15 protein-coding genes are annotated in these 14,380 nt (G+C 69.6%); 6 read left to right on the top strand and 9 right to left on the bottom strand.

The annotated features are described in order from the left end of the window. The first annotated feature begins 24 nt into the window (after positions 1-24). The 5 genes from J5Y05_RS14705 (at position 25) to trxA (ending at position 4,913) form a co-directional block, all read left to right on the top strand. The gene (locus tag J5Y05_RS14705; protein WP_210872379.1) at positions 25-1,743 is read left to right on the top strand and encodes a protein kinase family protein; all 1,719 of its coding nucleotides are present in this window, start codon (positions 25-27) and stop codon (positions 1,741-1,743) included. 29 nt (positions 1,744-1,772) lie between these two features. Next, positions 1,773-2,495 carry an RNA polymerase sigma factor SigM gene (gene sigM / locus J5Y05_RS14700; RefSeq protein WP_210872377.1) on the top strand — a complete coding sequence of 241 codons (723 nt, stop codon included), beginning with the start codon at positions 1,773-1,775 and terminating at the stop codon, positions 2,493-2,495. Next, positions 2,492-3,358 (top strand): anti-sigma factor family protein, encoded by an 867-nt coding sequence (locus J5Y05_RS14695; RefSeq protein WP_210872375.1) that lies wholly within the window; start codon positions 2,492-2,494, stop codon positions 3,356-3,358. Before sigM ends, J5Y05_RS14695 begins: the two co-directional genes overlap by 4 nt. A gap of 218 nt (positions 3,359-3,576) precedes the next feature. Next, positions 3,577-4,545 carry a thioredoxin-disulfide reductase gene (gene trxB / locus J5Y05_RS14690; protein WP_210872373.1) on the top strand — a complete coding sequence of 323 codons (969 nt, stop codon included), beginning with the start codon at positions 3,577-3,579 and terminating at the stop codon, positions 4,543-4,545. 35 nt (positions 4,546-4,580) lie between these two features. Beyond that, positions 4,581-4,913, top strand: coding sequence for a thioredoxin (gene trxA / locus J5Y05_RS14685; protein ID WP_210872371.1), 333 nt, complete (start codon positions 4,581-4,583; stop codon positions 4,911-4,913). Between the two features lie 98 nt (positions 4,914-5,011). Here trxA and J5Y05_RS14680 read toward each other — a convergent pair whose 3' ends face one another. The 9 genes from J5Y05_RS14680 to rpmH form a co-directional block, all read right to left on the bottom strand. Further along, a complete protein-coding gene (locus J5Y05_RS14680; RefSeq protein WP_210872369.1) occupies positions 5,012-5,629 on the bottom strand; it encodes a GNAT family N-acetyltransferase in 618 nt (205 codons plus the stop codon). 328 nt (positions 5,630-5,957) lie between these two features. After that, positions 5,958-7,058, bottom strand: coding sequence for a ParB/RepB/Spo0J family partition protein (locus J5Y05_RS14675; protein ID WP_210872367.1), 1,101 nt, complete (start codon positions 7,056-7,058; stop codon positions 5,958-5,960). Then, positions 7,055-8,128: a ParA family protein gene (locus tag J5Y05_RS14670; protein WP_210872781.1), complete on the bottom strand. Its 1,074-nt coding sequence runs from the start codon at positions 8,126-8,128 to the stop codon at positions 7,055-7,057. The genes J5Y05_RS14675 and J5Y05_RS14670 overlap by 4 nt, the downstream gene beginning before the upstream one ends. Positions 8,129-8,523: 395 nt before the next feature. After that, entirely contained in the window at positions 8,524-9,240 is a 717-nt protein-coding gene (gene rsmG / locus J5Y05_RS14665; protein ID WP_210872365.1) for a 16S rRNA (guanine(527)-N(7))-methyltransferase RsmG, read from the bottom strand. A 126-nt stretch (positions 9,241-9,366) separates the two neighbouring features. Next, complete coding sequence (locus J5Y05_RS14660) at positions 9,367-9,879, bottom strand: Jag family protein (RefSeq protein ID WP_210872363.1); 513 nt, start codon at positions 9,877-9,879, stop codon at positions 9,367-9,369. A gap of 15 nt (positions 9,880-9,894) precedes the next feature. Continuing rightward, complete coding sequence (gene yidC, locus J5Y05_RS14655) at positions 9,895-11,175, bottom strand: membrane protein insertase YidC (RefSeq protein ID WP_210872361.1); 1,281 nt, start codon at positions 11,173-11,175, stop codon at positions 9,895-9,897. 3 nt (positions 11,176-11,178) lie between these two features. Beyond that, the gene (gene yidD, locus J5Y05_RS14650) at positions 11,179-11,553 is read right to left on the bottom strand and encodes a membrane protein insertion efficiency factor YidD (protein ID WP_030420045.1); all 375 of its coding nucleotides are present in this window, start codon (positions 11,551-11,553) and stop codon (positions 11,179-11,181) included. Beyond that, positions 11,550-11,921 carry a ribonuclease P protein component gene (rnpA, locus tag J5Y05_RS14645; protein WP_210872359.1) on the bottom strand — a complete coding sequence of 124 codons (372 nt, stop codon included), beginning with the start codon at positions 11,919-11,921 and terminating at the stop codon, positions 11,550-11,552. The genes yidD and rnpA overlap by 4 nt, the downstream gene beginning before the upstream one ends. Positions 11,922-11,942: 21 nt before the next feature. Then, positions 11,943-12,080: a 50S ribosomal protein L34 gene (rpmH, locus tag J5Y05_RS14640; protein WP_003956500.1), complete on the bottom strand. Its 138-nt coding sequence runs from the start codon at positions 12,078-12,080 to the stop codon at positions 11,943-11,945. Between the two features lie 376 nt (positions 12,081-12,456). On the opposite strand from rpmH, the gene dnaA reads away from it, so the two are divergent. Continuing rightward, positions 12,457-14,322 carry a chromosomal replication initiator protein DnaA gene (dnaA, locus tag J5Y05_RS14635; protein ID WP_210872358.1) on the top strand — a complete coding sequence of 622 codons (1,866 nt, stop codon included), beginning with the start codon at positions 12,457-12,459 and terminating at the stop codon, positions 14,320-14,322. The last annotated feature ends 58 nt before the right edge of the window (positions 14,323-14,380 follow it).

Raw genomic sequence — 14,380 nt, 5'->3', positions numbered from 1 at the left:
TCGATTGGGGAGGCAGGAACGACGGTGGCGGAACGGAGCACAGCTGCCGTCGACGTGGCAGACAACAGCGACGAGCAGTCGCTGACCGCACAGGCGGACCAGTCCACGGCCGACGGGGTGGCCAACAACCGGGAGCGGGACACGGACAGCGACGAGGCACAAGGGAGCCCCACGAGCGAGGAAGGCGGCAGGACCTCGCCTCCCGAACTGCACAGCGGGCACAAACTCGCCAGACGCTACCGCCTTGAGGAGTGCCTCACCCGACTGGACGGATTCAGTAGCTGGCGTGCCGTCGACGAGAAGCTCCGCAGGGCCGTCGGGGTGCACATCCTGCCGGCCGACCATCCGCGTGCCCGGCCGGTGCTGGCCTCCGCCCGCTCCGCCGCGCTCCTCGGCGATCCCCGCTTCGTCCAGGTGCTGGACGCCGTCGAGGACAACGACCTCGTCTACGTCGTGCACGAGTGGCTCCCCGACGCCACCGAGCTGACCGCGCTCCTGGCCTCCGGCCCGCTGGAGCCGTACGACGCCTACCAGATGGTCACCCAGATCGCCTCGGCGATGGCCGCCGCCCACCGGGAGGGGCTGGCCCACCTGCGGCTGAACCCCAACGCCGTCCTGCGCACCTCGACCGGCCAGTGGCGCATCCGCGGGCTCGCCGTCAACGCCGCCCTGCGGGGCATCGGTTCGGACACGCCCCAGCGCACCGACACCGAGGCGATCGGCGCCCTGCTGTACGCCATGCTCACCCAGCGCTGGCCGTACGAGGACGACGCCTACGGTCTGTCCGGCCTGCCCAAGGACGTCGGTCTGCTCCCCGCGGACCAGGTACGGGCCGGAGTCCACCGCGGGCTGTCGGAGCTGGCCATGCGGGCGCTCGCCAACGACGGCGCCACCGCCTCCCGCCACGAGTCCCCGTGCACCACGCCGGAGGAGCTGGTGAAGGCGATCGGCGAGATGCCCCGCATCCGCCCGCCGGAGCCCGCGTACACCGCCCCGCCCTCCTACCAGCGCACGGCGTACCAGAAGGGCGGCCACAGCCGCCCGGCCCCGCATCCCGGGGTGACCCAGCCGGTGCCGGCCCCGCCGCCCCCGCTGCAGAGCCGCACCGGCAAGGTGCTGAAGTGGGGCGTCTCCGCCCTGCTGATCGCCGCGCTCGGCCTCGGTAGCTGGCAGCTCGCGGACCTCCTCATGCAACGCGGCGGCAAGGCCGACGACCAGAACCAGACGCAGACGACGGACGGCAGCGACAAGAACGCCGAGCAGAACAAGCCCACCAAGCCGATCGCCGTCCAGGGCGCCCAGGAGTACGTCGTCGAGGGCTCGGCCCAGGCGCCGAAGGACGTGCACAAGACCTACGACAGCGACCCCTCCACGTTCTGGCGGACCAAGTACTACAAGGACGGACCACCGCTCGCTCCGTACAAGCCCGGTGTCGGCATCGTCTACGACCTCGGTTCCACCCAGGATCTGTCGACGGCGACCATAGGTCTCCGGTACCCCGGTGACCGCACGACCGTGCACCTTTACGCCACCGACGCGCTGTCCCCCTCGACGGGCATCGGCGGAATGAAGGAGATCGGCACCGCCACCACCACCGGCACCTCGCTCACGGTCAAGGCGTCGGAGCCCGCCAAGAGCAGGTACGTGCTGCTGTGGATCACCGCTCTGCCGTACGCACCGGCCGACGGCTACAGCAGCGCCGGTTACAAGCAGGCCATCACCGACGTCACGTTCAAGGGCTGAGCACCACCGACGAGCGGGGAGGGGGTCCGATGGCTGGTGGCACCGCGTACGGCGACACCAGCGATCAGGACCTCCTGGCCCGGCATGTGGAGGGTGACCCGGATGCCTTCGGTGAGCTGGTGCGCCGCCACCGCGACCGGCTCTGGGCGGTGGCCCTGCGCACCCTGGGGGACCGCGAGGAGGCCGCCGACGCCGTCCAGGACGCCCTGGTCTCCGCCTACCGGGCCGCGCACACCTTCCGGGGCCAGGCGGCCGTCACGACGTGGCTGCACCGGATCACGGTGAACGCCTGCCTGGACCGCGCCCGCAAGGCGGCCTCCCGGAAGACCTCCCCGGTCGACGACACCGAACGCCTCGACCATCTGCTGGAGCCGCACGAGTCGGCCTCCGCCCCCGCCGAACGCAACGACCTGCACCGGCAGTTGCTGGAAGCCCTCGGGACCCTGCCGGCCGACCAGCGGGCGGCTCTCATCCTGGTGGACATGCAGGGGTACCCCGTCGCGGAGGCGGCCCGCATCCTGGATGTCCGTCCCGGCACGATCAAGAGCCGGTGCGCCCGTGGACGAGCCCGCCTCCTGCCGCTGCTCACCCATCTGCGCCCCGGCGGGAGCGGTGACAGACAGACGGCCGACGGGAAGCGGAACCGGATGCCGAAGGCATCCGTCCCACCCGCAGCGGGACCGCCGACGATTCCCCCGGACGCGGAGCCGAACGACACAGCCGCAGTGAAGGACGGAGGTGAACGAGCATGACGTCATCGACGGCAGACATGACCGGGCACCCTGATGTCACGGAGATCTCCGACCTCACCGAGGGCCTCCTCGCACCGGCACGGACCACGCTGCTGCGACGGCATCTGGAGACCTGTGCACCGTGCGCGGACGTCCACGCGTCCCTGCTGGAGATCCGGGACCTGCTCGGGACCCTGCCGGAGCCGGTCCCGATGCCCGAGGACGTGGCAGGTCGTATCGACGCCGCTCTCGCCGCGGAGGCGAAGACGCGGGAGCCGGCGCACGACCCCGCGTCCGTTTCACGTGAAACACGCGGAGCGGCAGCGCGGCCGGCGGGGCGGGCCCGGCCCTCCACGACCGGCCCCGGGCGCAAGGACCGCGGGCGGGCCGGACGGCGCAGGATCGCGCTCCTGGGCGCCGTGACCGCTGCCGCCGCCCTGGGGCTCGGCTCCGTGATCGTGTCGTCTCTGGGGGAGAGGGGCACGTCCGAGACCGCCACGCAGGCCCGGACCACGCTCGCGGACACCTTTTCCGAAGGCCGGCTCAAGGACCTTGTCGCGGGTCTCCTCGCGGACGGGCAGCAAGAGGGGAGCGGTCCCGGAACACCGCACACCCTCGGCATGGAGTCCGAGACCGAACCGGAGAACCACGTCTTCGAGCAGCCGACCGTCCCCGAGTGCGTGCGGCAGGGCATTGGTCGGGAGGAAGCGGCTCTCGCCACGGAGGCAGGTGTCTACCAGGGCAAGGAGGCGCTGCTCGTCGTGCTGCCCGACCCCGCGTACGACGGCCGGGTCACCGCCTACCTCGTCGACTCGGCCTGTGTCGGCCGTCCGTCCCTCGGCACGGGCACCGTCCTCCTCCAGCACAGCTACGCGCGTCCCTGAGCACGGTTGCCACGGCCACGCCCTCCGGGCACCGTGGAGCCGGCGTCCGGTCCCGTCGCTTCCCGAACCGGGGCACTCCCGGATGTCCCGGCACCGCTTCCGTGTGCCCGGACACAGCGGGAATGCGCGCCCCTTAGTATCCGTTGGGTGGGATGAGAGCTCCGTAGAAGAGTTCCGTCCGGCCCTGAAGACGCAGTCCAGAGACGAGGAATGAAGCCGTGAGCGACGTCCGAAACGTGATCATCATCGGCTCCGGGCCCGCCGGCTACACGGCGGCGCTCTACACCGCGCGCGCGTCGCTGAAGCCGCTGGTGTTCGAGGGCGCCGTCACGGCGGGTGGTGCGCTGATGAACACCACCGATGTGGAGAACTTCCCGGGTTTCCAGGAGGGCATCCTGGGTCCCGAGCTCATGGACAACATGCGGGCCCAGGCGGAGCGCTTCGGTGCCGAGCTGATCCCGGACGACATCGTCGCCGTCGACCTGACCGGCGAGATCAAGACCGTCACCGACACCGCGGGCACGGTCCACCGGGCGAAGACCGTCATCGTCACCACCGGTTCCCAGCACCGCAAGCTCGGTCTGCCGAACGAGGACGCTCTCTCCGGCCGCGGCGTCTCCTGGTGCGCGACCTGTGACGGCTTCTTCTTCAAGGACAAGGACATCGCCGTGATCGGCGGCGGTGACACGGCGATGGAGGAGGCCACCTTCCTCTCGCGCTTCGCCAAGTCCGTGACGGTCGTCCACCGCCGTGACACCCTGCGCGCCTCGAAGGCGATGCAGGAGCGCGCCTTCGCCGACCCGAAGATCACCTTCGTCTGGGACAGCGAGATCGCCGAGGTCCAGGGTGACCAGAAGCTCTCCGGTCTGAAGCTGCGCAACGTCAAGACCGGTGAGCTGTCCGACCTGGCGGTCACCGGCCTGTTCATCGCCATCGGCCACGACCCGCGCACGGAGCTCTTCAAGGGCCAGCTCGAACTGGACCCCGAGGGCTACCTGCAGGTCGAGGCTCCGTCGACCCGTACGAGCGTGACCGGGGTCTTCGGCGCCGGTGACGTGGTGGACCACACCTACCGCCAGGCGATCACCGCCGCCGGCACCGGCTGCGCCGCCGCTCTCGACGCCGAGCGCTTCCTCGCCGCCCTCAGCGACGAGGACCAGGCCGAGCCTGAGAAGACCACTGTCTGACCCCGCCGCCCCAACCAGTTACTAAGGAGCCCGCCGTGGCCGGCACCCTCAAGCAAGTGACCGATGCCTCCTTCGAGCAGGATGTGCTCAAGAGCGACAAGCCTGTCCTGGTGGACTTCTGGGCCGCCTGGTGCGGCCCGTGCCGTCAGATCGCGCCGTCCCTCGAGGCGATCGCCGCCGAGTACGGCGACAAGATCGAGATCGTCAAGCTGAACATCGACGAGAACCCGGGCACGGCCGCCAAGTACGGCGTCATGTCGATCCCGACCCTCAACGTCTACCAGGGTGGCGAGGTCGCCAAGACCATCGTCGGCGCGAAGCCCAAGGCCGCGATCGTCCGCGACCTCGAGGACTTCATCGCCGACTGATGTTTCACGTGAAACACGAAGGGGCCGACCCATCAGGGTCGGCCCCTTCGTCCGTCTTCCGGTGTCACGGAGTGCGTCACGGCGTACGGAAAGGCTCCTTACAGGGGCCGCAGCGCCGGCTCCTTCTGGACGGCGCCGAGCAGCCGGTCGAGCGCCATCTCGACGTCTTCCTTCCAGGACAGCGTCGACCGCAGTTCCAGCCGGAGCCGGGGGTATCGCGGATGCGGGCGGACCGTCTTGAAGCCGACCGCCAGGAGGTGGTTCGCCGGCAGCACGCAGGCGGGCTCCTTCCAGCGGGCGTCCCCGAACGCCTCGATCGCCTTGACCCCGCGCCGCAGGAGATCCTTGGCCACCGTCTGCACCATCACCCGGCCCAACCCCTGTCCCTGATAGGCGGGGAGGACGAACGCCGTCATCAACTGCACCGCATCCGAGGAGACGGGGCTCGTGGGAAACGCCATCGAGCGCGGGACGTAGGCGGGAGGAGCGTAGAGGACGAAGCCCACCGGCACGTCGTCGACGTAGACCACGCGACCGCACGAACCCCAGTCCAGCAGGACGGCGGAGATCCAGGACTCCTTCTCCAGGGCCGCCGTGCCCCCGGTTACCGCGGCTTCGCCGCTGACGGGGTCCAACTCCCAGAAGACGCACGAGCGGCAACTCCGAGGGAGGTCCTGAAGGTTGTCCAGCGTGAGCGGTACGAGCCGACGCCCCATGAAGGCTGATCCTCGCTTCCTTCACCAGCCGCGGCACGGGCGGCCCTCAGGGCGTCCCGTTCCCTGAGCAGGCCGCACAGGAACCCGCCGACCACGCCCAGCCCCACTCCCGCGCTGACCAGTGCGGCGCGGCTCATCGTTCGCATGGCCCCTGCCTGCCTCTCGGAGGTACTGCCGGGTGCGAGCGCCCCTCTCGTTCGCATCGTATCGACGATGGGGTGGCACCGACACCGACGAACGGCAAAGGGCGGGTCGTGATCCGGTGAGGTACCGGATCACGACCCGCCCCGACGACAGGGAACACCATCACGGTGTCCCTCGTCCGACATCAGGAGTCGGATTCCTCCGAGTCGCCGTCCAGAAGGCTCTTCTGCAGGACGCGCCCCTCACCGGGAGCGAGACTGCCGAGGATGCGCTCCAGGTCCTCCATGGAGGCGAACTCCACGGTGATCTTGCCCTTCTTCTGTCCCAGGTCGACCTTCACCCGCGTCTCGAAGCGGTCCGAGAGCCGGGTCGCCAGGTCGGAGAGTGCCGGAGAGACCAGGGCACCGGCCCGCGGCCCCTTGGGCCGGGTGGCCTTCTGCGGACGGGAGCCCATCAGTGCCACGATCTCCTCGACCGCCCGCACCGAGAGCCCTTCGGCCACGATCCGGTGGGCCAGCCGGTCCTGCTCCTCCGCGTCCTCCACCGAGAGCAGCGCCCGAGCATGGCCCGCCGAGAGCACCCCGGCGGCGACCCGCCGCTGCACGGTCGGCGACAGCTTCAGCAGACGCAGCGTGTTGGAGACCTGTGGACGGGAACGTCCGATCCGGTCCGCGAGCTGATCGTGGGTGCAGTTGAAGTCCTGGAGGAGCTGGTCGTAGGCGGCTGCCTCCTCCAGGGGGTTGAGCTGGGCCCGGTGGAGGTTCTCCAGCAGGGCGTCCAGCAGCAGCTTCTCGTCCTCGGTCGCCCGGACGATCGCGGGGATGGCCTCCATGCCCGCCTGACGGCAGGCCCGCCAGCGACGCTCGCCCATGATCAGCTCGTACCGCGAAGGACCCGTCTGCCGGACGACGACCGGCTGGAGAAGGCCCACCTCCTTGATGGAGGTCACGAGTTCCGCGAGTGCGTCCTCATCGAAGACATCGCGCGGCTGCCGCGGGTTCGGCGTGATGGCGTCAAGGGGGATCTCGGCGAAGTGCGCGCCCAGGGGAGCCGCCGGCAGATCCGAACCGCTCTGTGTGCCGGGTGCCTCTGTTTCACGTGAAACGGAGGCGAGTGCCGCCACCTTCGCCGCCGCCACACCTCGCTCGGCCGACAGTCCGGGAACCCCCGCGGGGGGCGCGGACGCCGCGTTCCCCAGCGCTGCCGAGGCCACCGACTTCTCGGTCGGAGCAGCGGGAATCAGTGCGCCGAGACCACGGCCCAATCCCCTCCGTCGCTCGCTCACTGCATCCCCTCCACCATGGTCGGATCAGTCTGTGCACCGATATGGGCCTGGGTCGCGTCATAGCTGATGCCCACGCCCCTCAGTGCGATTTCGCGGGCCGCCTCCAAGTAGGAGAGGGCTCCGCTCGAACCTGGATCGTAGGTCAGCACCGTCTGCCCGTAGCTCGGCGCCTCGGAGATACGGACCGAGCGAGGAATGCTCGTCCGCAGCACCTCCTCGCCGAAGTGGCTGCGCACCTCTTCCGCGACCTGGGAGGCGAGCCTCGTCCGGCCGTCGTACATGGTGAGCAGGATCGTCGACACGTGCAGCGTCGGGTTCAGGTGTCCCCGGACCAGGTCGACGTTGCGCAGAAGCTGCCCCAGGCCCTCCAGGGCGTAGTACTCACACTGGATCGGGATGAGCACTTCTTGGCCGGCGACGAGTGCGTTGACCGTCAGCAGACCCAGTGAGGGCGGGCAGTCGATGAGGATGTAGTCCAGCGGCTGTTCGTAGGACTGGATCGCCCGCTCCAACCGGCTCTCCCGTGCCACCAGCGAGACCAGCTCGATCTCCGCACCGGCGAGATCGATCGTGGCGGGCGCGCAGAAGAGTCCCTCGACGTCCACCACCGGCTGGACGACCTCCGAGAGAGGCCGGCTCTCCACCAGGACGTCGTAGATGGACGGCACATCGGCGTGGTGGTCGATTCCCAGGGCCGTGGACGCGTTCCCCTGGGGGTCCAGGTCGACGACCAGGACACGGGCACCGTGCAGAGCCAGCGAGGCGGCAAGATTGACGGTCGTCGTCGTCTTGCCCACCCCACCCTTCTGGTTGGCGACCACGACGATGCGGGTCTGCTCGGGTCGCGGCATCCCCTCGCCGCCCCGGCCCAGTGCCTCTACCGCCATCTGGGCAGCACGACCGATCGGAGTGTCGTCCATCGGAGGCGGTGTTTCACGTGAAACATCCGCCCCCATCGACTCGGTTCGGGGACCGGGGACCGGATCGGTCATCGGTCCCGCGATGTTGGCGTCGGACCGCAAGGATTCACTCTCCTCGACTTCAGGCTCGGAATGAACAGAGCCTCCCATGTCTCCGGGGTCGTGAACCAGTGAGGTCTGTCCTTCTGTGGAGAAATCCACCTCTGTGGACAACTCCGTGCCCCGGAAGAGGGATACAGCGTCCGACGACCCGGGCTCTTCCCCGAGGGAGCCGAGAGGCCGTCGATCGCGCGGTTCGGCCGCAGCGCGGCCGCGACTGATGATGCCGTGCAGCAGTGAGCGACGTTTCACGTGAAACACGATGCAGTGCGGCCGAGGCCGGGGAGCCGCGACACTCCGGCGAGGCCGGTCGGGGAGGCTGGGGTGGAGTACGTTTCCTCACCCGCGTTCCCGGTGCCCTCGCCCCGTCCGCACCCCTGGCACCCCTGGCGCTCCTCGGCACGCCGCCGCCCCGACCCCTCGGTGTTTCGACGACCCGATGTCGGCTACCGGCGGCGGCGGGTCCGCCCCGTCCGAGCCGCCTTCGCCCGCTTGGCCGCGAAGCGCACGCCGCCGGGGCTCTCCCCGACCTCGACCCGCACCACGGTGGAGAGGGGGTCCACGATGCCCTCGCCGACATGCAGGATCGACGTCTCCACGGCGCCCAGCTTGCTCAGCGCCGCCGCCGCGGCCTTCAGCTCCTCCTCGGCGGTGTCGCCCTTGAGGGCGAGCATCTCCCCGTACGGGCGGAGCAGAGGAATCCCCCAGGTGGCCAGGCGGTCGAGCGGGGCCACCGCACGCGCGGTCACGACGTGCACCGGCGGGATCTTGCCCATGACCTCCTCGGCCCGGCCCCGCACCACGGTCACGTGGTCCAGGCCCAGCAGCTCCACGACCTCCGTCAGGAAGTTGGTGCGCCGCAGCAGCGGCTCCAGGAGCGTGATCTTCAGGTCCTCCCGGACGAGCGCCAGCGGAATGCCGGGCAGGCCGGCCCCCGAACCGACGTCGCACACCGTCACGCCTTCGGGCACGACCTCCGAGAGCACGGCGCAGTTGAGCAAGTGCCGCTCCCACAGGCGGGGAACCTCACGCGGACCGATCAGTCCGCGCTGCACTCCCGCCTCGGCGAGCAGCTCCGCGTAGCGGATCACGTCCGCGTAGCGATCGCCGAACACCTCACGTGCCTGCTCGGGCACAGGCGGGAGCTCCGCTGCCTCCGTCACGGGGAACCGTCCTTCCGTACCGCACGGCGCGCGCTGGGCGCCGCTGCCAGAACCACCAGAACTATCAGGCTGAGAAAAATCGGCCCCGTCTGCACGACAGACGGGGCCGGACGATCGGGGAACCGATCAGGCGGGGAGCACGACGACGAAGCGCTCCGGCTCCTCGCCCTCGGACTCGCTGCGCAGTCCCGCGGCCTTGACCGCGTCGTGCACGACCTTGCGCTCGAAGGGCGTCATCGGCTTCAGCCGGACGGCCTCGCCGTTGCTCTTGACCTCGGCCGCGGCCTCGGCGCCCAGCTCGGACAGCTCGGCGCGCTTCTGGGCCCGGTACTCGGCGATGTCGAGCATCAGCCGACTGCGGTCCCCGGTCTCTCGGTGCACGGCGAGGCGGGTCAGCTCCTGTAGGGCCTCCAGGACCTCGCCGTCCCGGCCGACCAGCTTCTGCAGATCACGGCTGTTCGAGTCGCTGATGATCGAGACAGCGGCACGATCGGCCTCGACGTCCATGTCGATGTCGCCGTCGAGGTCGGCGATGTCGAGCAGACCCTCCAGGTAGTCCGCGGCGATCTCGCCCTCCTGCTCCAGGCGGGTCAGGGTGTCTGCGCCCTCGGCAGCGGCGGAGGTGGTGCCTTCCGTCACGGGATGGACTCCTTCTTACTTCTTCGACGGGGACTTGGGCCGCTGCGGGCCCTTGCGCTGACCGGACTGGGCCTTGCTGCGGCCTCCGCTGCCGGACTTCTGCGCGGGCTTCTTGGCGGCACCGGCGGTGGACTTGGTGTCCTCGCCGCCGGCCGGGGAGTCATCGGACTTGCTCAGCGAGGTCTTGTCCTCGTGCTCGGCCTTGCCGGACTGCCGCTGGGCCTTGCTCTGGCGCTTGGGCTGCTGCCGCTTGGGCGTCGCACCGGTGACAGCCGCGCCGTCCTCGGTCTGCGCGACGGCCTCGGCATCGCTCTTCACGACGGTGCCGTCGGGCTGGGCGGCGAGACCGGCCTTGTTCAGCCCGTTGACGAACTTGCGCTCGAACTCGTTGCGGTCCCGGCCCTTGGCGACGATCGCCTTCACGATGGCGCGCTCACCACGGCCGCGGGTCCCGCCGTGGTGGGAGACGCGCTTGGTGAGGCGGTCCAGGTAGGCGGCCTGGGCCTTGGAACCCGGGGTCGGGTTGTTGTGGATGACGTACATCTGCTGGCCCATGGTCCACACGTTGGTGGTCAGCCAGTAGACGAGGACACCGACCGGGAAGTTCACACCGAAGACGGCGAACATGACCGGGAAGACGTACATCAGCATCTTCTGCTGCTGCATGAACGGCGTCTTCACCGTGGTGTCGACGTTCTTCGTCATGAGCTGGCGCTGCGTGAAGAACTGCGAGGCCGACATCAGCACGATCATGATCGCGGTGACGACCCGGACGTCGGTCAGCGAGGCGCTGAGGGCGGTGACGTCGCTCTCACTGCTGAAGAACTTGGAGGCCAGCGGGGCCCCGAAGATGTGCGCCTTCTGCGCGCTCTCCAGCAGGGGCTGGTTGATCACGCCGATGGTCTTGTTCGACGCGATGCCGTTGAGCACGTGGTAGAGGGCGAAGAAGAACGGGGACTGCGCCAGGATGGGAAGGCACGAGGAGAGCGGGTTGGTGCCCGTCTCCTTGTACAGCTTCATCATCTCTTCGGACTGACGCTGTCGGTCGCTCTTGTAGCGCTCCTGGATCTTCTTCATCTCCGGCTGGAGCGTCTGCATCGCGCGCGTCGCCTTGATCTGCTTCACGAAGAGCGGGATCAGGCAGATGCGGATCAGGATCACCAGGGACACGATGGACAGGCCCCAGGCCCACCCGGTATCGGGGCCGAAGATGGCGCCGTACACGCTGTGGAACTGGACGATGACCCAGGAGACGGGTGTCGTGATGAAGCTGAAGAGGCTGGCGATCGTGTCCACTAATCATGCTCCTTGGGCATGGGACGGGGTCTCCGCGGCCGGGCTGGAGGGACCGGACGGACTCGGAGGAGAAGTCTGTCCCTCGGTGGCCGGGTCGGCGGCGGAGGGCCCGCTCTTGCGTGCGCGCCATGCGTCACGCAGCATTTCGTGCCACCGTGGCCGCTTGCGCGGTGGGACATGGTCCACTCCGCCGAGCGACCACGGATTGCAGCGCAGGATGCGCCAGGCGGTGAGCGCCGTGCCCTTGAGGGCACCGTGCCGGTCGATGGCCGTGAAGCCATAGTGGGAACACGACGGGTAGTACTTGCAGACCGGGCCGAGCAGCGGACTGATCGTCCACTGGTACAGCTTGATCAGGGCCAGCAGCGGGTACTTCATCGCGTGCCCCCTCCCAGGAGCCGCTCCAGAGCGGCGTCCAGGTCTCGGGCCAGCAGTGCGTGGTCGGCGTCGCCCGCACCGGCCAGCGCTCGTACGACTACCAGGCTACCGGGGGGCAACAGGGCGATCCGGTCGCGCATCAGATGGCGAAGCCTTCGCTTGACCTTGTTCCGCACCACGGCGTTGCCCACGGCCTTGCTCACGACGAAACCCGCACGTGTCGGGGGAGCGCTCTCCCCAGGCGCGTGCGGGTCCGTGGCACCGCTTCGAAGGTGGACGACGAGAGCCGGGCGGCCGGCCCGGCGACCCCGTCGTACCGCGGTCGCGAAGTCCTCGCGCCGCCTCAGCCGGTTCTCGGTGGGCAGCACGATGTCATGACCTGATCGGGATCAGGCGGACAGACGGGCGCGACCCTTGCTGCGGCGAGACGCGAGAATCGCGCGGCCGGCACGGGTGCGCATACGCAGCCGGAAGCCGTGGGTCTTCGCGCGACGACGGTTGTTCGGCTGGAAGGTGCGCTTGCTCACTCGGGGGCTCCAGAAAAGAATCGGGGTTGGCGGGGTGCCGTCCTGGCTGTCACCGTGCGCCCACGAGTAGCTCTCGTTACGCCCGAGTGCACCGCTTTGCGATCACCTTGGGCGTGATCCGTGCCCATCGGAGGCAGGCGGCAGCAGCCATCGACAACTCGACCTCGTTACGGTACGTGCGACTGCGCCATTCGGTCAAACCAACGATGACCGGGAGACACTTGTCCACAGCCTGGGGACAACAACTTGAACCCTACCGGTCGCGCTGACTACCGTGACTGGACTCCGATTCGTTCCCTATCCCTGCCCCATCCGAGTTTCATCCCGACCCGTCCCCGAATCACACCTTCGAGGGACTCGTGAGAGAGCGTGCCCTGTGGCTGACGTACCTGCCGATCTTGCCGCAGTGTGGCCACGCGTACTGGAACAACTTCTCGGCGAGGGCCGCGGGCAGGGCGTCGAGTCCAAGGACGAGCACTGGATCAGGCGCTGCCAGCCCCTCGCGCTGGTCGCCGACACCGCGCTGCTCGCCGTGCCGAACGAGTTCGCGAAGAACGTGCTGGAGGGCCGCCTCGCCCCGGTCGTCAGCGAGACGCTGAGCCGTGAGTGCGGGCGTCCGATCCGCATCGCGATCACCGTCGACGACTCCGTGGGCGAGCAAGCCGCTCCCGCCGCGCCGCCGGCCCGTCCGCAGCCCCGCTACGAGGAACCGGAGCTGCCCGCTCCCGGTCAGGGCCGCGACGAGTACGAGGGGTACGGCCGCCGCCGCGCCGACCAGCTTCCGACCGCCCGCCCGGCCTACCCGCAGGAGTACCAGCGCCCCGAGCCGGGCTCCTGGCCACGGCCGGGGCAGCAGGACGAGTACGGCTGGCAGCAGCAGCGCCTGGGCTTCCCGGACCGGGACCCGTACGCGTCGCCCTCGGGGGACGGCTACTCCCCGGACGCGTACGGCCAGGACTCCTACGGCCAGGAGCCGTACCCGCAGGACTACCGCCCGCAGCCGCCGGACCGCTCGCCGTACGAGCCGCAGCGCGGCGACTACGACGGACCGCGCAGCGACTACGACGGGCGCGGCCCCCGGCGCGACCTGCCCGACCCCTCGTCCTCCGGCCACGTCCACCGCGGCGGCCCCGTCGGGCCCGGTCCGGCCACCGGCGCCCCGGGCCCGCTGGCCGCGCAGCCCGCACCGGCCTCCGGCCCCGGCGAGCCGACCGCGCGGCTGAACCCGAAGTACCTCTTCGACACCTTCGTGATCGGCGCGTCGAACCGCTTCGCGCACGCGGCGGCCGTGGCGGTCGCCGAGGCGCCGGCGAAGGCGTACAACCCGCTGTTCATCTACGGGGAGTCGGGCCTCGGCAAGACGCACCTGCTGCACGCGATCGGGCACTACGCGCGGAGCCTGTACCCGGGCACGCGCGTGCGGTACGTCAGCTCCGAGGAGTTCACGAACGAGTTCATCAACTCGATCCGCGACGGCAAGGGCGACAGCTTCCGCAAGCGCTACCGCGAGATGGACATCCTGCTCGTCGACGACATCCAGTTCCTGGCGGACAAGGAGTCGACGCAGGAGGAGTTCTTCCACACCTTCAACACGCTCCACAACGCCAACAAGCAGATCGTGCTCTCCAGCGACCGGCCGCCGAAGCAGCTCGTCACGCTGGAGGACCGGCTGCGCAACCGCTTCGAGTGGGGCCTGATCACCGACGTCCAGCCGCCCGAGCTGGAGACGCGGATCGCGATCCTGCGCAAGAAGGCGGTCCAGGAGCAGCTCAACGCCCCGCCGGAGGTGCTGGAGTTCATCGCCTCCCGCATCTCGCGCAACATCCGGGAGCTGGAGGGCGCGCTGATCCGGGTGACGGCGTTCGCCTCCCTCAACCGGCAGCCGGTGGACCTGGGGCTGACGGAGATCGTCCTCAAGGACCTGATCCCCGGGGGCGAGGACTCGACGCCGGAGATCACCTCGACGGCCATCATGGGCGCGACCGCCGACTATTTCGGGCTGACCGTCGAGGATCTGTGCGGCAGTTCGCGGGGGCGCCAGCTCGTCACGGCCCGGCAGATCGCCATGTACCTGTGCCGGGAGCTGACGGATCTGTCGCTGCCGAAGATCGGCGCGCTCTTCGGCGGCCGGGACCACACCACCGTGATGCACGCCGACCGGAAGATCCGGAACCTGATGGCCGAGCGGCGCTCCATCTACAACCAGGTGACCGAGCTGACCAACCGCATCAAGAACGGCTGACGCCGGCGCTCACCTGACGGCGCCCCCGGGACGACGGACCGGGGGCGCCGTCGTGTGC

It is taken from the genome of Streptomyces tagetis, from assembly GCF_018069565.1.
GTDB lineage: Bacteria > Actinomycetota > Actinomycetes > Streptomycetales > Streptomycetaceae > Streptomyces > Streptomyces tagetis.
Note: the sequence above shows the minus strand (reverse complement) of the source record. Positions and strands in the feature narration are given on the sequence as shown.